The organism is Deltaproteobacteria bacterium (assembly GCA_016177765.1).
In the GTDB taxonomy this organism is placed as follows: Bacteria; UBA10199; UBA10199; order JACPAL01; family JACOUP01; genus JACOUP01.
The window spans coordinates 529,350-547,510 of the sequence record JACOUP010000008.1 but is presented as its reverse complement, the minus strand read 5'-3'; the positions used below and the strand labels follow the sequence as shown (position 1 = coordinate 547,510).

The window sequence follows — 18,161 nt, the reverse complement described above, 5'->3', positions numbered from 1 at the left end:
CCCTTTTGACTTTCAACGGTTCATTCACTATGGGTACAGGCGATGCCGGAGGTTGATCAGACGACCCTTCCCAAGGTTTACGAGCCTCATGAAGTGGAAAAAAAGTGGTACGCCTTCTGGCAGAAGAAGGGGTACTTTCATGCTGATGCCTCGTCAAAATCCCCGCCGTTTTGCATGGTGATCCCTCCTCCTAATGTAACCGGTTCGCTCCATATGGGGCACGCCCTGAATTCAACCCTGCAGGATATTGTTTGCCGTTATAAGAGAATGAAGGGGTTCAACGTCCTCTGGCTCCCGGGGACCGACCATGCCGGGATTGCGACGCAAAATGTTGTGGAGAGGGAGTTGGCTAAAGAGGGGAAGAGGCGGCAGGATCTGGGGCGGGAAAAATTCATTGAACGGGTCTGGCTCTGGAAACAAAAATATGGCCGCGAAATTTTAACCCAACTGAAACGGCTCGGGACCTCCTGTGATTGGGAGCGGGAACGTTTCACGATGGACCTCGGCCTTTCCAAGGCGGTTCGTGAGGCGTTCGTCACTCTCTACGAGGAAAAACTGATCTATCGGGATAAATACCTGATCAACTGGTGCCCCCGTTGCCGGACCGCCCTTTCGGATCTTGAAGTCGAACACCAGGAGATGGAAGGGCAGTTGTGGTACATCAGGTATTCCAGCGAAATCGTCGTAGCGACCACACGCCCCGAAACAATGTTGGGGGATACCGCGGTTGCGGTGAACACCTCGGATGAAAGATACCAGAAGTTGATCGGCCAAAAAATTCTCCTGCCGATTGTCAATCGAGAGATCCCGATCATTGGGGATCATCGGGTCGACCGTGAGTTTGGAACCGGTGCCGTTAAAGTGACACCGGCCCACGATTTTAACGACTTTGCCCTCGGGAACGACCACAAACTCCCACGGATCAATATCTTTACTGAAGATGGGCATATGAATGAAGGAGCGCTACATTTCAAAGGACTCGACCGCTTTGAATGCCGAAAAAAGATTGTTCAGGAACTGGAAGAAAAAGGATTTCTCGAAAAGATCGAAAAACACCGGCACAATGTGGGGCATTGTTACCGATGCCGGACGGTGGTGGAGCCGTATCTTTCCCTGCAGTGGTTTGTAAAAGCAAAACCTCTGGCCGCCCCTGCCATGGAGGCGGTGAAGAAGGGGAAGACCCGTTTTATCCCTGAGAACTGGCAGAACACCTATTTTGTCTGGATGGAAAATATCAAGGATTGGTGCATTTCGCGCCAGATCTGGTGGGGGCATCAAATTCCGGCCTGGTATTGCGAAAATGAAAAGTGCCCCGTTATTGTGTCTCGTGAAGACCCAAAGCAATGCCCCCATTGTGGCAACACCAAACTGGAACAGGACCCTGATGTCCTCGACACCTGGTTTTCCTCCGCCCTCTGGCCCTTTTCAACCCTCGGCTGGCCGGAGAAGAGTGTTGAACTTAAAAAATTCTACCCGACCGCCCTCCTGGTCACCGGTTTTGACATCATCTTTTTTTGGGTCGCCCGGATGATGATGATGGGGTTGAAGTTCATGGGGGAGGTCCCCTTTAAGGAGGTCAACATTCATGCCTTAGTTCGGGATATTCAGGGGCAGAAGATGAGCAAGTCCAAGGGAAATGTGATTGACCCGCTGACCGTGATGGACCAGTTTGGCACCGATGCCTTCCGGTTTACCCTTGCCTCCCTTGCGGCTCAAGGGCGGGATATCAAGCTCTCGGAAAAAACCATTGAGGGGTACCGGAACTTTGCGAACAAGATCTGGAATGCCTCCCGTTTTGCCCTGATGAATTTGGGGGAAAAGGTCGGACCGGTGGATGAATCACCCTTGGGTGAACCACCCTTGGGGCTTTATGACCGATGGATTCTTCACACCCTTGATTATTTAACAGTACAGGTTGATCGAGCCTATCAGGAGTACCGGTTTGACGAAGCGGCGCACCTCCTCTACGACTTTTTCTGGCACGATTTCTGTGACTGGTATCTGGAATTTTCAAAAACGGAGAGCCACCAACCGGTCTTGCGTTTTGTTTTGGAAGAAGTTTTGAAACTCCTCCACCCGATCATGCCGTTTATTACAGAAGAGCTCTGGCAGAGGTTGAAGACAGAGGGAGAGAGTCTGATGACGGCCTCGTTTCCCAAGGCTGGCCACTACCGGTTTGAGAAGGAATCGGCCGAGGTAGAACACTTAAAAGAGGTCGTCACCGCCATCCGGACCATCCGGAGTGAAAACCGGATTAATCCCGGGGCGGCTATTCCGGTTGTCCTTTCTGCTTCAGGAAAGGGATTGTCCGCTATTTTACAAAATCATTCCAAAGTTATTGAAAGGCTGGCTCGGGTTTCGACACTCAAGGTTACAACAGAGAAGGTTAGTTCAAAAGGGATGGCTCACGAGAGTGGCGCTGGTTTTGATGTTTTTATTCCGCTGGAGGGGTTGATCGATTTTGAGAATGAAAGAAAACGTTTGGCAAAAGAAATCGGAAAACTGAAACAGGAAGTCAATGCGATTCAGAACAGACTAGCCCAGTCTAATTTTGTCAACAATGCCCCGCCGGAGATTGTGGCCCAGGAGCGCGAAAAGGAATCCCTCGTTCGTGTCAAACTGGCCAAGTTTGAAGAAACCTTAAAAAATCTAGCATGATGTCCGTCTTTTTCAGGAGAACGGGTGGCGAGGGTCGGGTGCCCGGCCGAGCGGAACGGGTGAGCCCGGTTGGGCGGAAGGGTGAATCACCCAACCCGAGACAGGACCCGTTCTTTGGGTTGCTGATTGTTTTCTTATTCGTTGTTGTAGGTGTTGCCTCCGCTACTATCCCAACTAAAATCGGGAAGGAAATCATGATCGCCTCCGACCACAAATTGGCCGGAAAGGCAGGGCTGATTATCCACGAAAAAGGGGGGAATATCATTGACGTGGCGGTTGCTGCCTCTTTTGCCATTTCCGTGGTGAAGCCATATTCCACTGGGATCGGCGGAGGTGGTTTTCTCCTTTATTATGATGCCGATTCTCAAAAAACTCATGCCTTTGATTTTCGCGAAAGGGCCCCTCGCAAGGTGACCCGTACGATCTACCTTCACCAGGGAAAACCGATTCCTGAATCCCACCTGGGCCCTCGAGCCGTGGCGGTGCCGGGGGTTGTAGCCGGGTTGGTTGAAATCCATCAACGTTTCGGCCGACTGCCTCTTGCGATCGTCATGGAACCGGCGATCCACCTCGCCGACGAGGGTTTTTTGGTTTATCCCGATTTTCAGCGGATGATTGAAAAAAAGAAAAAGTGGATAGAAAAAGATCCAGCCCTCAAAGATGTTTTGATGCCGAATGGGAAGGTCCCCAGAGTGGGGGAACTGTTTTTACAGAAAGATCTCGCCCAGACCTTATGTTTCATTGCCAACGAGGGGGCTCGGCCGTTTTACGAAGGGGTGATCGCTCGGAAAATCGATTCCTGGATGCGCCAACAGGGGGGGCTCATGAACCTGCAGGACCTTCAGCACTATCGGGTCAAGGAAAGGGAACCGGTTTCGGGGGAGTACCGGGGGTACCGGATCGTTTCGATGTCTCCCCCTTCCTCGGGGGGGATTCATATCCTTCAGATGCTCAAGATGTTGGAGGCATTTCCTCTGGAGCAGATGAAACCGAAAAACCCCGATTTTTTACATCTCTTGGCGGAGGTCATGCGGCGGGCCTATCGTGACCGAGCGGTTTATCTGGGGGACCCGGATTTTTTCCCTGTGCCCCAAAAGAGACTCTTGTCCCCTGATTATATCCAGAAGCAGTCGGCATCCATTGATTTGACAAAGGCAACAGACAGTCAGGAGATTCCGTTATCTCCCATCGAATCCCACGGGACCACCCATCTGAGCATCGTTGATAGAGCCGGCAATGCGGTGGCCACAACGCAGACAATTAATACCGGTTTTGGGGCGTTGGTGATGGTGCCCGGTACCGGGATTATCCTGAACAACGAAATGGATGATTTTTCCATCGCCCCCGGTGTCCCCAACCAGTACGGACTTGTCGGGAGCGAGGCGAATGCGATTGCCCCCGGCAAGACCCCCCTCTCCTCCATGTCCCCAACCCTGGTTTTCAAAGAGGGCCATGTTGTCTTGGCGGCCGGGGCCCAAGGGGGTTCCCACATTATTACCGGGGTCCTGCAGATGCTTCTTCAGTATTTTGATTTTCGCCGCCCGATCGGCCAGGCGGTCGCAGCCCCTCGTATCCACCATCAATTCCTGCCGGATGAGATTCTTTTGGAGAAAAAATTGTCGACTCCTAAAATACTCTCTTCCCTCAAAAAGAAGGGGCATTCTTTGGACCCGTGGGAGGACCATGGGGCGAATGTGAACGTGGTGGTGTCTCAGGGAGGTCAGTTGACCGGGGTGACTGACCCTCGGGGCACCGGCAAGCCGGTGGGGCAATAAACTCTTAGAGGGCAAAACCGATAGTGATATAAAGGATAAAACAGACCGCCCCGATGGCGGCCGCGTACGGGATCTGCGTCCGGATATGTTCCACATGGTCCGTATTCGAGGCGATGGAAGAAAGGACCGTCGTATCGGAGATCGGTCCGCAGTGGTCGCCAAAAGCCCCCCCCGCAAGAACCGCCCCGGCGACGATAAACGGGTCCATCCCGGTTCCGAGGGCCAGAGGGACGGAGACCGGCATCATGATCGCCCAGGTCCCCCAGGAGGTGCCGGTGGCGAACGACATCATTGCCCCGATCAAAAAGGTGATCGCCGGGAGCCAGCTGGCGGTGAGGTAAGGTTTCAGTGTTTCAATCAAAAATACGGCGGTTCCCAGTCCCTCGGGCGCCTTGGCCTTCATAATATCCCCGAGCGTGACCGCCATCACGATAATGATCGCCCCGATGATCGCCGCCTTGCCCCCCTCAATCGCGATGTCCATAAATTCGGTAAAGGTCATCAACTTCTTGGAGACATATTTTACCAGGGCGGAGAGGATCCCCAAGGCAAAGGCGAGGTTCATTACCTGGAGTGAATTAATGGAAATCTTGGGGAGTACCGGGTACCACTTGGCGTAATAATTGTTCCACATTCCCAGAATCAAAAGCGTAAAGACGGATACCAATAGGGGAAGAAACATGTCGGACGTATCTCCCTTCCGGGCCATCTCCTTGGAAGCCTCTTCCGCCTTCGGATCGATCATCGGTTTGGAATTTGGTTTATGGATCAGCCCTTCCTCCTTCACCCGTTTTTCAGCCCCCTTCATCGGTCCAAAATCGGGGATCACCTTGAGAGAGAGGAGGAGGACAAACAGGATCATCCCCCAACAGTAAAAATTATAAGGCATCGTCTGGACAAACCCTTGCAGGCCGTTGCCGGCACCGACCGACGGGATGTTTTCTTCAACCAGCACGGTCATGTAGGCGATCCAGCCGGAGACCGGGAGGAGTGCCTTGGTCGGGGCGGACATCCCGTCGCAATAGAAGGCCAGTTTTTCGCGGGAGATCTTCATCCGGTCGAAGATCGGCCGCATCATCGTCCCGGTGACGAGAATGCTGAAATAGGCGCTGGTAAAAATTGAAAGCCCGATCAACCAGGCGGTGAGAAGCGCCCCGACCTCTGTTTTGATCCGCTGGGTTGCCTTTTCCGCAAAGTGGAGGGCCCCACCCGATTTATCCAGAACGGTAATTAGCGAACCGAGGAGGATGATGCTGACCAATAGATCTCCACGGCCCGAATTTTTAGCAATGCCGAACCCCTCCAATGTGGGTGAGGCAGCATGCCCTGCGATCGTTCCCAACGTATTGGGGATGGCGTAGAGCAGAGAGTGGAAAATTCCGTTTACCCTATAGTCAATGATCCCGGCGCAAATGGCGAGCCCGACGAGCAGTGACTCGATGACCCGTTTGGTCCAGAGGGCAAGGGCCACCGTGATGACGATCGGCAGGAGTGACAGCCAACCGTAGTGGATAATCAAAGGGAGTGATTCAGGCATGAGACCGCCGACTACACTAAAACCCTTTTCGATGCAACTTTATTTGCCGCTGGTTAACGCCACGGGGGGGGAATACAAGAGGCAGGGGGCTCTTCCGGCAACTCACAGTCAAAGCGGTACCGGATCGCGGCCGTTTCAAGAGGGTCCAGCGGTTTGTTGGGATCATACATCGCCGAGTCACTGGATCGGTAGAAGAGCGGGCCTCTGTTCGGGTCGGAACCAAAGTAGAGACAACCGGCATCCTGAAAATAATCCTCGGGGTTGTTTACGCCAAGTTTCATGGCCCAAGCCCTTCCCTCTTCGGGACTGGTGGCACAGTGGGGCCAGCCAAGTGGCGAACCGAGCGCCTGTTCCACCTCCGGCCGCCGGAGAAGCTCTGTCAGCAGATTGACTCGCACCGTAGGGATCGGTCCGGAGAATCCTGATTGTTGGGCTATTTCTTCCAGCGGCTCCTGGAGATCGAGGAGTTCCAGCAGATCATAATCCCTGTCAAGAAGGGCGAGGATACTTCCCATGGCGGGGAGGTATTTCCCCCTCTTGTGAAGGTCCTCCTGATAGAGGTCGACAAGATGCCCCGCCGCGTGTGGGAATTCGTGACCGGCGTAGGTCTGGACCTCGTGAGGGGTCAGGTCTCTCTGGCCCGCGGCAACGGCTGGCGGGATTGGGAGATAAATACGGGCCGAGCGGAAGCGGTGGAAGAGGTCCTCAGCCAACTGTCTGAAATTGACCGCACCCAGGACGATGGCTTTCAATCTTTCAGGGTCTGAAAAGAGATTCTCAGGATTGGAGAGAACCGCATCCCGTACCCCTCTGGCATCCAGGGAGGCATAAAGCTGGGCCGGGAAAACAGCCTGCAACTGCTCAACACTGCTGATATCAAACCATGTCCCTTGGGGACGGCACTCCGTGTTCAAGAGATTGACAAAAATCAGGTGGTCCATGGCCGGTGCGGTGACCCCCTCGTAGGTCTGGAGTGCCGCCTCGATCCGGGCATCAGCGGTGTCAATACCATTGGGTGAATCACCCTTGGGTGAACCACCCTCCGCCGCAGAACACATCTCACTCGCCCCTCGGGTCAGCGGTTCTCCTCTTCGAGGCCACCAGAGCCAGAATTGGAGCCGGGCCCGGTTTTCAGGACTGTCGAAGGGGGCTGTCTCCAAAATTCCTCGTGCCTCCTCCCTCGGATCGGCGATGATCGATTGGGCGATCGCTACGGCCCTCTCCCTGGTGAACCAATGTGTTGAGACATCAAAGTTTGTTGGGACAAAGACGACGTTGAAGCGGCCGGAAAGAAATTGATCGTAGGTCTTTTGGTCGGGGCCCACCGGGATAAGGTTGCCCCGGGCCGGAATGATTTCCGCCTTTGGTTCTCTCCGCAAGATCCCTACTGGATTAGCGCACGACATGCGCCGCAATCATCGGCCTTGAAGACAAAAGGTTGCTTGCAAAATGGCTCCGGGTGCCGCTATGGTTGATTAATTAAAAATTAATCAACCATAAGTATTTCTAATCCCCTACGGGGATTGAAATGCTATAAGGTAACCCTGTGTCATTCCTTAAACTTTTTGCCATTTTTCTCCTCTCTGGCCTGATCGTTGCCGGGGCCCTGTATCTGGCTCTCCTTCCGATCACCTCCTTTCGCTTTGTCAATCCCGGCCGAACCGCCCTGATGATGGAGCGTGGGGGGAAGGTCGATCAGGTCTGGGTTCCGCTGTCACGGATTTCAACGAACCTTCGCCGGGCCGTGGTTGTGGCGGAGGATGGCAACTTTCTCAATCACCACGGGATCGATTTTCAGGAACTCAAGGCCTCGTTTGAAAAGAACATGAAAAGACAGCGGTTTGCCCGGGGCTTTTCCACCCTCACGATGCAGCTGGCCAAGAATCTCTACCTTTCACCACAAAAGACATTGTTGCGGAAGACGCTCGAAGTCCTGATCGCCTTGAGGATGGAACAGATTCTTTCCAAGGAGAGGATTTTGGAGCTCTACCTGAATGTTGTAGAATGGGGGGACGGGATCTATGGTGCCGAGGCGGCGGCCCGTTATTATTTCCAAAAACCAGCGTCCGGTCTTTCCGCAGGGGAATCGGCCTTTCTGGCGGCGATTTTGCCCAATCCGCGGCGCTGGGGAGACTGGCCCCCGAGTCCTGCCGTCCGACGTCGTCAACAAGTCATCTTGACAAGACTGGGGATTGGGGAGAAGCCGGTTACCAAAACAGCTCCCCCGGAAGAGGCCCCGGAGATTCCGGAATTGCCGGAGGAGGAAAATGGTGTTGCCACTGAGGATCTTGCTCCTGGAGGGGGACCATGACTGACCGGATCCAAACCTTGATTGACTTGGCCCTGCAGGAGGATATCGGGAGTGGGGATATCACCACCGACGCGCTTTTTGGAGCGGAGCCGATTCAAAAAAAGGGGATTATCTTGGCCAAACAGGATTTGGTTGTCTCTGGACTAGAAATCGCACGACGGGTTTTTGCCGTCGTTGATCCGACTGTCGCTTGGAAGGAGTTGTGTCATGACGGGCAGGGGGTCAAGGGGGAGACAGTACTGGCCGAAATTTCGGGCAAGATCCAAAGCCTTCTCAAGGGAGAACGAACCGCCCTCAATTTCCTCCAGCACCTCTCCGGCGTTGCTACGTTCACGCGTCAGTTTGTGGAGAAGGTCAAAAAATATCCGGTGCAGATTTTGGATACGCGAAAAACAACCCCCGGTTTCAGGGCCCTGGAAAAGCATGCGGTTCGAGTGGGGGGAGGGAAAAATCACCGGCTGGGGCTCTATGACCGGTTCCTTATCAAGGATAACCATCTTCAAGGCTGTTCACTCGCTGAGGCGATTGGCAGGGCCAAGGCGAAAAATCCCAATAAAGTACCGGTCGAAGTGGAGATTCAATCAATCACTCAGATTGAAGAGGCGATTAAAGCTGGTGCCGACATTTTACTTTTGGACAATTTTTCCCCAAAGGAATTAGAAAAGGCGGTCTCCCTTGTCGCGGGCCGGGTCAAGACAGAGGCCTCCGGTGGTGTGACGCTGGAAAATGTCGTTGATTACGCCAAGAGCGGCGTCGATTTTATTTCAATCGGGGCGCTCACCCACTCCGCCCCGGCGGTGGATATAGCATTTGAAATTGAAAGTTAGGAGGGGATGCGAGCCTTCTTTAAAACCTCTTCGGCCAGCGCCTGATAGTTTTCAGCGCCGGTGGAGGAGGGGGCGAAGCGGAAGACCGGTTGTCCTTCCAGCTGGGCCTTGTTCAGGGCGGTGTTGACGGCAATCATCGTCTTGAAAATCTTGCCGTTAAAATGCTTCTTCATGTTTTCTGCAATCAGGTCATTCATCGTGACGTTGCGGCCATCGACACGGGTGAAGAGGACCCCCAACATCTGCAGTTTCTTGTTCAATCGTTCATTAACCGTCTCCAGCATCTCCAGGAGATCGGCAACCCCTTCAAAGGCGAGGACGCTCATCTCGCACGGGACAATCGCGTAGTCAGAGGCGACCAGGGCGTTGACGGTCAGGTTGCCGAGGGAAGGGGGACAATCAAAGAGGATCAGGTCATGATGGGTCCGCGCCGTTTCCAGGGCCGATTGCAAAATAAATTCCTTGCCGATCTTGGTGGAAAGGATGTTTTCTGCCTCCATCAACGCCTTGTCACCCGGGGTCAGGAAGAAATTTTCCAACTCCGTTTTGGTGATCGCCTCCATCACCTCCCCCTTTTTGGAGGTCAATACCTTGGAAAGGGGGGTGTACTCGAGGCCGTCCGGGATCAGGGAGCCGAGTGATTTTTCCACGTGGCCTTGTGGGTCCAGGTCGACGACCAGCACTTTTTTCTTGTAAAAACTGGCGAGCGCCGCCCCAAGGTTAACAGCGGTGGTTGTCTTGCCAACCCCTCCTTTTTGGGAACAGATGGCGATCGCCTTGGCCCGTTTGTTTCCCTTTTCGTACTTCGCCCCTTCGACCGCGATCAATTCTTTCAATTTCTCCGCGAGTGACATGATACCCTTGGGACTATGGTAAAAGGGTTGCCTTTTCAAGCGGAAAATAGGAGCGGGAAGGGGATGATTTCCGTCTATCTCCATATCCCCTTTTGCGAGGTCAAATGCGGCTATTGTGACTTCTACTCCCTCCCGCGCGGGCATGAGGATTGGGACCTGCAAGGGGAATACGTGGAGGGTCTCCTTCAAGAGATCCGGTCCCGTTGTTCGGGTCTTGGAAAAAGGAGGTTGAAAACCCTCTTTTTGGGGGGAGGGACCCCCTCTCTCCTGCACCCCAGCCTCCTGGAAAAAATTTTGAAGGGATTGACCGAGTTTTTCGATTACTCTTCGACGACAGAAATCACTTTTGAGGCGAATCCGGGGACGGTCGGTGAGGAGAAGCTTCGCGATTTTCGTTCGCTCGGGATGAACCGGATTTCGTTCGGCATCCAGTCATTTCAGGATCGGTTTCTCAAGGTATTGGGGCGCTATCACCGGGGGCAAGACTCCCTTCGCGCGGTCCAGGAGGCGCGGGCCGCCGGTTTTGAGAATATCAATATCGACCTGATCTTTGGTCTGCCGGGGCAATCGATGGCTGACTGGAGGGAAGATTTAAAAATCGCCGCTTCGTTGGAGACGCCGCATCTCTCGGCCTACAATCTCACGATTGAGGAGGGGACGCCTTTTGCGAAATTATACCCTATAAAATCCCCTCCCTTGATGGGAGGGGATGAAGGGGAGGGTGGCCCAAGGATCACCCTCTCCCCAACCCTCCCCCATCGAGGGGGAGGGGACAAAGGAGACCTTCCCTCCGAAGAGGACCAGGTCCGGATGTTTCAAGAGACGCGGGAGTTTTTGGCAGAAAAAGGTCTCCAGGCTTATGAAATCTCCAATTTTGCCCGACCGGGATCGGAGTGCCGCCATAATTTAAATTACTGGGAGTATGGGGAGTATCTGGGGTTTGGGGTCAGTGCCGCGTCGTTTATCAATCGACAACGCCGCACCAATGTTCGTGACCTGAAACTTTACCTGGCGGGGGAGTGGGAAGGTTCTACCGAAACGATCTCGCCCCAGCAGGCGATCGGGGAGTTTCTATTCTTGGGACTTCGGCTCCAGGAAGGGATCTTGAAAAAACGGTTTGAATCCCTCTTTCAAAGAGGCGTTGAGGAAGTCTACCCCGATCTCCTGAAAAAATGGGTCGCCCAGGGGCTTCTCTCTTCTACCGAGGAACGGCTGGTGTTGACGCCAAAAGGGGTTCTTTTTGCCAATGAGGTCTTTGTTGATTTCCTCCCCTGATTGGTTTATCCCCATCGTTCATGGAACATCGAGACAGGTCCAAATTTACCCGTGAGGCTAACGCCGCTTCCAAGTTAGGAGGGCTGGAAAAAGGGGGGACTCCTTTAGAAAAAGAGCCCCCCGCAGAACCCTCCAAGACCGAAGAGTTGAAAAAACAGTTGGCCGAGGCCGGGGACAAGTACCTCCGTTTGGCGGCCGAGATGGACAATCTCCGGAAACGGGCTGATCGGGAGCGGGAGGAATTATTGAGGTACGGCAACGAACGGCTCTTGAAAGAGATTCTTCAAATCAAGGATCACCTCGAACTCGCCCTCCAACATAGCGAGGGGGTTTCTGATATCAAGGTTTTGCGGGAGGGGGTCCTCCTGACCGAAAAGGAACTGGACAAGATTCTGAAAAAAGTGGGGCTCCACCCCGTCCCGACAGTGGGGGAGCAGTTCGATCCGGCGATCCATGAGGCGATCAGTCAGGAACCAACGACGCAAGCGGAACCAGGAACGGTCGTTCGGGAATATCAAAAAGGATACCTCTTTCATGAAAAACTCCTTCGGCCGGCCAAGGTGAGTGTGGCGGCCGCACCTTCGCAGACCGCACCTCACGAGGTGAAAAACGAAAAAAATCCTGAAAAGTAGCCTTGCCTTGGTCGCCCTCCTTGGACTCGTTTCCTGCGGAGGCGGAGGGCCGGTCGGGCCGCGGGCCAAGTACGCCGCCGAGGTGACGCCAGCTGTCGAACGAGAATACCGGCAGGCCGAAAGGATCTATCAGGTCGGCAACTATTCCGAGGCGGCCGGCCGTTTCCAATCCTTCATCGACAAATACCCGTACAATCGCCTGACCGACCGGTCGTATTACCGGTTGGGGGAGATCTATCTGCACTCCAACCAGTTCTCCGAGGCGCTCAGGTTTTTTGAAAAGGTGACCTCCCGTTCTTTTGATCCTGATCTGGGGCCACAGGCGATGTATAAGGAGGCGGTCTGTCACACCCGGATGAAGGAGTATGGGGAATCGAAGACGGTTCTCCGTAAAATTCCACACAAGTATGCCAATGTCCGGCTTCGTATCCGAATTGGTTCTCTCTGGATTGAGGACGCCAAACAACTGGGAGAGGCGGAGAACGAAAAGAGCTTGGGTTTCCTGAACCTTTATGACGCCTATAAAGACTCGTCCTTTTCCGGAAAAGTTGGCGGGGCCCCGTGGATTGTTGAAAAACAGGAGGTGGTCGATTTTGTTGAGAAATGGGTCAGGGAGGGGAATGAGGACCCCGACCGTTTGCAGGATTGGGCCAAAAATTTTTCAGGGAGGCCGGTTGGTGGGGTGATCCTCTGGAAACTGATTCAGACCCACAATACTAAGGGAAATTATGCCAAGGCCAAAAGTCTCGCCCAAGAATTTGCCAAGACCTATCCGAAACATGAGTACCTTCCGCTGGTTCGTTCCCTGCTGTCGGAGACGGAAAAAAGGACCGGGACCGGTGATGAGGTGGTTATCGGTGTCTTGCTCCCCCTCTCCGGCCGGTTCAGCGTTGCCGCCGAGTCGGTGTTAAGGGGGCTGGAGTGTGCCGCCGGGGTCTTCGATCCTTGTGAGGTGACGGTTCACTCTGCGAACAGTGTCCGATTGATAGTCCGCGATTCAGGCGAAGGGGAAGCCGAAAAGGCAGTCGGCCAACTGCAACAGTTGGTGGCTGAAGGGGCGGTGGCCGTTGTCGCCCTTTTGATCCGGGACGAAACCGAAACGGTAGTCCAGGAGGCCAATCGTCTGGCAGTTCCCTTGATTGCCCTCTCCCCCCGGGAGGCGGTTTCCTGGGGCGATTATGTCTTCAGGAATTTTCTCACCGTTTCGGAACAGGTGGCGACTATCGTTCAATACGCCTGTAGCCGGAAAAAGGTCGGGACCTATGCCATTCTCTACCCGGAGACACCAGTCGGGAAGGAGTTTGAGAAAAACTTTGCCGAACAGGTGAACGAGTGCGGCGGCAAGGTTGTAACCAAACAATCCTACCTGCCGGACACCACTGATTTCATGACCCCCCTCCGGAACCTCAAGATGGGGGTGACCCATTACGGTTTGGGCTCCGGCTACGGGTTTCAGGCCCTTTTCATCCCGGATACCTATAAGAATCTCCTTTTGATTGCGGACGCGATGCGGTTCGTGGAGATGAAGGGACTCCTCCTCCTTGGCTCCGCTGGGTGGGATCACCCCTCACTGGCCGCTGGCGACAACGAGCTGTTGACCAATGCCGTTTTTCCGGACGGGTTCTTTATCCATGCCTCCAGAAAGGCGACTCATGAGTTTACCGATTCCTTCAAGGCGGCCTATGCGATGGACCCGACCTTTTTGGAGGCGTATGCCTATGACTCCCTCAAGATAATCCTCGCTACCACAAAGGGTGCTTCACCCAAGGGAAGGTTTGTGAGGGAAGAGATCAAGGATTTTTTGAGCCGGCTTAAAGATTTTTCGGGGGCCACCGGTATGATCACCGCTGAAAAGGGGGGGGAGCTGAAAAGGAAGCTTTTTCTTTTGACCCTGGCCGACGAGGGGATTCGGGAAGTCGAGTGAAAAGGACAATCGCCTCAATCGGAGGGGAGTTTGCCTTCATCCGGAAGATTGCGGCTGGTTTGACGCCGAGGGGCAGTCTTAAGGTTGGGATCGGGGATGACTGTGCCGTTATCCGATCCGGCTCTCGGGATCTCCTCCTGACCACTGACATGCTAGTGGAGGGGGTGCACTTTCGGAGAGAGTGGACTTCCCCTTACCAGTTGGGGCGTAAGATTCTTTCTGTCAATCTTTCGGACATTGCGGCGATGGGGGGGAGGCCGTTGTACACCCTTTTGGCGGCGGCGGTTCCTCCCCGGACGCCTGTTTCCTTTTTGGACGAGCTACTCCGTGGATTCAGGGCTGTCGCCCGGAAGTTTGGAGTACAACTGGCCGGTGGGGATACCAATGCCACTCCGGGCGGGATGGTTTTTTCGGTGACGGTTGTTGGCCAAACTCTCGCCCCACCGGTCCTTCGTTCAGGGGCGAAGGCAGGGGATGATATCTATGTGACAGGTCCCCTTGGCCGTTCGGCACTGGGATTGGCACTCTTGAAAAAGGAGAATCGTTTTAGAGGGCGCCATGAATATCGCTCCTGCCTCCGGGCACATCTCGATCCAGAACCGCGCATTGCCGAAGGGGCCTGGCTGGCCCGGCATCGGATTCCTCACGCAATGATCGATATCTCGGATGGTCTTCTTTCGGATCTTCGCCATATCCTGAAGGCCAGTCGCGTTGGGGCGGTCTTGGAATGGGAGAAAATCCCCCATATAAAACGGTTTGAAACCCTGGCCCGGAAATGGTCTCTTTCCACCGAGAGACTCCTGCTCACCGGCGGTGAGGAGTATGAACTCCTTTTCACCGCCCCCCCCCGTTATCGAACGGTTTTAAAAAGGTTTTACAGGATTGGGAATATCACAAAAACCATTGAAAATATTGAGATTATTGGTTTAAAAAAAGGGGTGAGCCCCCCCCCTGTTTTAGGGTATAATCATTTCTCATCTCACCCATGACACCGCCGATAACCAATAGCCTCCTGGTGATATTCCTTCTTCTGGGGTTTTCCAGCTTTTTCTCCATGGCGGAGACCGCCCTCTTCTCACTTTCATCGCAACAGGTCCAGAAGATGATTCAATCGAAGGTCTTGGGAGCGAACCTGATCAAAAAATTTCAGTCTGATCCGAAACAGGTCCTGACCGCCATCCTTTTGGGCAACGATCTGGTCAATATTGCCATCTCCATCCTGGCTACCGAGATCCTGGTTCCTTATTTCAAATTCCTCGACAAGACCCTCTTCTTCCTGATCTCAGTCGGGTTGACCACCTTTGTCATCCTCCTGTTTGGTGAAATTGTCCCCAAAAATATTGCCATTCGTGCCGCCTCTCTTTTGGCCCCACTCATCGTCTTCCCCTTGCAGATCTTTCTCGTAGTGACGCGTCCGATCAGAAAGGTTCTTGTCTTCATCGCCGATCGGATCAATCTCCTTTTCGGGGTCACGATTCATGGTGGGCGCCGGATGATCATGGAGGAAGAATTCCGGGCCTTGGTGACCATGGGGGAAGGGGGAGGGGTTGATCCCCTGGAGAAGAGGCTCATCGACAACCTGTTCAAGTTTTCCGAGAGAAAGGTCGGTGATCTGGGGCACCCTAGAGAGCAGATTGTCTCGTTTCCCGTTGAGACCAGCCTGGAGGCTGTTTTGTCGGTCCTGAAAAAGAGACGTTTCTCCAGAATCCCTGTCTATGAGGGGACGAAACAGAATATCATCGGTGTTTTGTACATTAAGGATCTTTTAACGCTTCAAAGAGATTCGGGGGCCTCGGGTGGATCACCCTCAAGTGGAGCACCCTCGGGTGGCACATCCTTCTCGCTCCGTCGTTTTCTCAACCCCCCCTTATTTATCGATCCGGGTCTCTCCGTGAAAGATTTGTTGAGGGAATTTCAGAGCAAAAAGATGCATATGGCCCTTTTGAAAGAGCAAGACAACCTGGTGGGGCTGATTACGATGGATGACCTGCTTCGCTACCTATTGGGGGTTTCATGACCTGGGTTCTGGTGATTACCTTCTTTTTGATCTTCCTCATACTGGAGGGGTTCTTCTCCGGTTCGGAAATGGCGATGGTTTCCTGTGACAAGATCCGCCTTCGTCACGCGGCGACGCTCGGTTCCCGATGGGCCCTGATGGCACAGAGGTTTGTTTCCGAACCCGAGTTTCTTTTTTCAACCACCATTGTGGGGACCAATCTCTCTGTGGTGGCCAACACGTTCCTCATCACTTTTTTCATTCATCAACGCTGGGGGGCGGAATACGAATTCCTGACACTCCTCCTCTCACCGGTCATCCTGGTGTTTGGAGAGCTTATTCCCAAAAGCCTCTTCCAGAACAGGGCGGATCTGTGGATCACCAGAATCAGCCTGCCGTTACGGTTCTTTTCATACCTCCTGTACCCCTTTGTCGTTTTCTTCTCCAGACTCACCCGCCTCCTCCTGGGGAAGGTGGTTGAGGAAGGCCGTGGTGGAGGATCCCTTTCGCGGGAAGAGCTGAAGGATCTTTTGAATATGGGGGAGGCCAAGATGCTCATTTGGGAGAGGCGGCTTCTGTTTCGCCTCTTCAATTTTACCGAGATTCGCGTGGAGAAGGTCATGACCCCTCTCTCCCAGGCCTATGCCATCAAGAGCGATGCGACGGTTGCCGAGGTCATGGCGGAGCTCTCCGAGGAGGGGTATTCCCGGGTTCCTCTCTATGACAAGAGGGTCCATAACGTCATCGGCATCCTGGAAACCTCCGAACTCCTTTTCTACTCGGATAAGAACTTTCCCGTGAGCCAGATGATGAGGCCCCCCTTTTATGTTCCCTCTTCTATGCCAGCCGGGGAACTCCTCCAGATTTTTCAGAAGGAGGGGAAAAACATTGCCATCGTGGTGGATGAATTCGGGGCCACCATCGGTCTGGTCACCCTGGAGGATCTTGTCGAAGAAATTGTGGGTGAAATTGAGGATGAGTATGATGAGGAGACCCCGCTCATCCAGCGGATCGGTCCAAAACAGCACCTGCTTTCTGGCCAGGTCCGTCTCAAAGAGATCGAGGAAACACTGCACATCACGCTGCCTCCGGGAAATTACGAAACACTGAACGGATTCCTGCTCGCCTCTTTTCACCGGATCCCCCAGCAGGGGGAGATCCTCCACCATGGCGAATTAAACTTTATGATCAAGCGATCAACGGCGAGGAGCATCCTCGAGGTTATCCTGGAAGAAGGATGATGCCCCCCGAAAATGAATCACACCCCACATTGGTGATTGATCGTCTGGCTTATGGTGGCTACGGTGTTGGCCGCCATGAGGGGCGTGTGATTTTTGTCCCGTTCGGTCTCCCGGGTGACACCCTTCGAGTGTCCATTTTTAAAGACCAAAAACGATATGCCTATGCCGCCATCCAGGAAATTGTCAGCCCTTCGCCGGATCGTGTCGCCGCCCCCTGCCGGCATTTTTTCACCTGCGGCGGTTGTCAATGGCAACATCTCCCGTACGAAAAACAGCTTTATTGGAAACAGGAAATTCTCAAGGAAACCTTGGAGAGATTAGGAAGGATCAAAGAACCCCCGCTACTCCCGATTATTCCATCACCCAAAGTGTGGCACTACCGGAATCGAATCCAACTGAACGTCGGGGACAAGGGTGCTTCACCCAAAGGGGAGATCGGTTTTTACAGGGCCGATGGGGAGGGGGTTGTTGCGATTGAAGAGTGCCCGATTGCCGATGAACGGATCAATGCGACGCTGAAATCGATCAACCCCCGTGAGATTCGCAAAAGGGGGTGGCAGGTGGAGTTGATGGTGGATGAGGAGGAGGGGAGTGTGCGGTTGGAGACCGGCAAGGGGGCCTTTTCGCAGGTCAATAGCGAACAGAATCAAAATCTTGTCTCTGCGGTGGTTGGATTGATGGCTGTTCGGGAAGGAGAGGAGGTCTTGGAACTCTTTGCCGGAAATGGCAATTTCAGTTTTCCGCTTGCGGCACAAGGGGCCAAGGTGACGGCGGTGGAGCAGTCGCCGGGGGAGGCGATTTCCGTCTCACAGGTCCCTCGTCATGAAGTTCGGTTCATTTATAACCGGGTGGAAAAAGTAATGAGAGACCTTGTCCGACAGAAAAGAAAATTTGATTCTCTCCTTTTGGACCCGCCGCGAAAGGGGGCAAAGCTGATCCTTTCAGAGATTGTTTCACTGGCCCCCCGGAAAATTGTTTATGTCTCCTGTTTCCCGCCGACACTCGCCCGCGACTTGCAATTCCTGACCCGCCACGGCTACCGCCTCGAAAAAATCCAACCGATAGACATGTTTCCACAAACATACCATATCGAATCAGTTTCTTTATTGCAGAAAAACTAGGGTCGCACTA

The 18,161-nt window shown here is 53.7% G+C and carries 14 protein-coding genes; 11 read left to right on the top strand and 3 right to left on the bottom strand.

Annotated elements, in window-relative coordinates; genetic code table 11:
* The first annotated feature begins 42 nt into the window (after positions 1-42).
* Positions 43-2,658 carry a valine--tRNA ligase gene (locus tag HYS22_05075; protein MBI1909522.1) on the top strand — a complete coding sequence of 872 codons (2,616 nt, stop codon included), beginning with the start codon at positions 43-45 and terminating at the stop codon, positions 2,656-2,658.
* Positions 2,659-2,696: 38 nt separating this feature from the next.
* The gene (ggt, locus tag HYS22_05070) at positions 2,697-4,433 is read left to right on the top strand and encodes a gamma-glutamyltransferase (protein ID MBI1909521.1); all 1,737 of its coding nucleotides are present in this window, start codon (positions 2,697-2,699) and stop codon (positions 4,431-4,433) included.
* Positions 4,434-4,437: 4 nt separating this feature from the next.
* On the opposite strand, the gene HYS22_05065 is transcribed toward ggt, so the two are convergent.
* Both HYS22_05065 and HYS22_05060 read right to left on the bottom strand, forming a co-directional pair.
* On the bottom strand, positions 4,438-5,970 hold the full coding sequence (locus HYS22_05065; protein MBI1909520.1) for a hypothetical protein: 1,533 nt from the start codon (positions 5,968-5,970) through the stop codon (positions 4,438-4,440).
* 53 nt (positions 5,971-6,023) lie between these two features.
* Positions 6,024-7,349: a hypothetical protein gene (locus HYS22_05060; protein ID MBI1909519.1), complete on the bottom strand. Its 1,326-nt coding sequence runs from the start codon at positions 7,347-7,349 to the stop codon at positions 6,024-6,026.
* Positions 7,350-7,516: 167 nt separating this feature from the next.
* Here HYS22_05060 and mtgA point away from each other — a divergent pair, with 167 nt between their 5' ends.
* Both mtgA and nadC read left to right on the top strand, forming a co-directional pair.
* The gene (gene mtgA, locus HYS22_05055; protein MBI1909518.1) at positions 7,517-8,281 is read left to right on the top strand and encodes a monofunctional biosynthetic peptidoglycan transglycosylase; all 765 of its coding nucleotides are present in this window, start codon (positions 7,517-7,519) and stop codon (positions 8,279-8,281) included.
* Positions 8,278-9,108, top strand: coding sequence for a carboxylating nicotinate-nucleotide diphosphorylase (nadC, locus tag HYS22_05050; GenBank protein ID MBI1909517.1), 831 nt, complete (start codon positions 8,278-8,280; stop codon positions 9,106-9,108). The genes mtgA and nadC overlap by 4 nt, the downstream gene beginning before the upstream one ends.
* Here nadC and HYS22_05045 read toward each other — a convergent pair.
* On the bottom strand, positions 9,105-9,962 hold the full coding sequence (locus tag HYS22_05045) for a ParA family protein (GenBank protein MBI1909516.1): 858 nt from the start codon (positions 9,960-9,962) through the stop codon (positions 9,105-9,107). The genes nadC and HYS22_05045 overlap by 4 nt on opposite strands.
* Positions 9,963-10,025: 63 nt before the next feature.
* On the opposite strand from HYS22_05045, the gene hemW reads away from it, so the two are divergent.
* Genes hemW through HYS22_05010 form a run of 7 tightly spaced genes read left to right on the top strand, consistent with a single transcriptional unit; the run spans position 10,026 to position 18,151 of the window.
* On the top strand, positions 10,026-11,237 hold the full coding sequence (gene hemW / locus HYS22_05040; GenBank protein ID MBI1909515.1) for a radical SAM family heme chaperone HemW: 1,212 nt from the start codon (positions 10,026-10,028) through the stop codon (positions 11,235-11,237).
* Positions 11,238-11,257: 20 nt separating this feature from the next.
* A complete protein-coding gene (gene grpE / locus HYS22_05035) occupies positions 11,258-11,869 on the top strand; it encodes a nucleotide exchange factor GrpE (GenBank protein ID MBI1909514.1) in 612 nt (203 codons plus the stop codon).
* 7 nt (positions 11,870-11,876) lie between these two features.
* Positions 11,877-13,793 carry an ABC transporter substrate-binding protein gene (locus tag HYS22_05030; GenBank protein ID MBI1909513.1) on the top strand — a complete coding sequence of 639 codons (1,917 nt, stop codon included), beginning with the start codon at positions 11,877-11,879 and terminating at the stop codon, positions 13,791-13,793.
* A complete protein-coding gene (gene thiL, locus HYS22_05025) occupies positions 13,790-14,782 on the top strand; it encodes a thiamine-phosphate kinase (protein ID MBI1909512.1) in 993 nt (330 codons plus the stop codon). Before HYS22_05030 ends, thiL begins: the two co-directional genes overlap by 4 nt.
* Positions 14,779-15,810 (top strand): HlyC/CorC family transporter, encoded by a 1,032-nt coding sequence (locus HYS22_05020; protein MBI1909511.1) that lies wholly within the window; start codon positions 14,779-14,781, stop codon positions 15,808-15,810. Before thiL ends, HYS22_05020 begins: the two co-directional genes overlap by 4 nt.
* Positions 15,807-17,030, top strand: a complete 1,224-nt coding sequence (locus HYS22_05015) for an HlyC/CorC family transporter (GenBank protein MBI1909510.1) — start codon at positions 15,807-15,809, stop codon at positions 17,028-17,030. The genes HYS22_05020 and HYS22_05015 overlap by 4 nt, the downstream gene beginning before the upstream one ends.
* A complete protein-coding gene (locus tag HYS22_05010) occupies positions 17,027-18,151 on the top strand; it encodes a class I SAM-dependent RNA methyltransferase (GenBank protein ID MBI1909509.1) in 1,125 nt (374 codons plus the stop codon). Before HYS22_05015 ends, HYS22_05010 begins: the two co-directional genes overlap by 4 nt.
* The last annotated feature ends 10 nt before the right edge of the window (positions 18,152-18,161 follow it).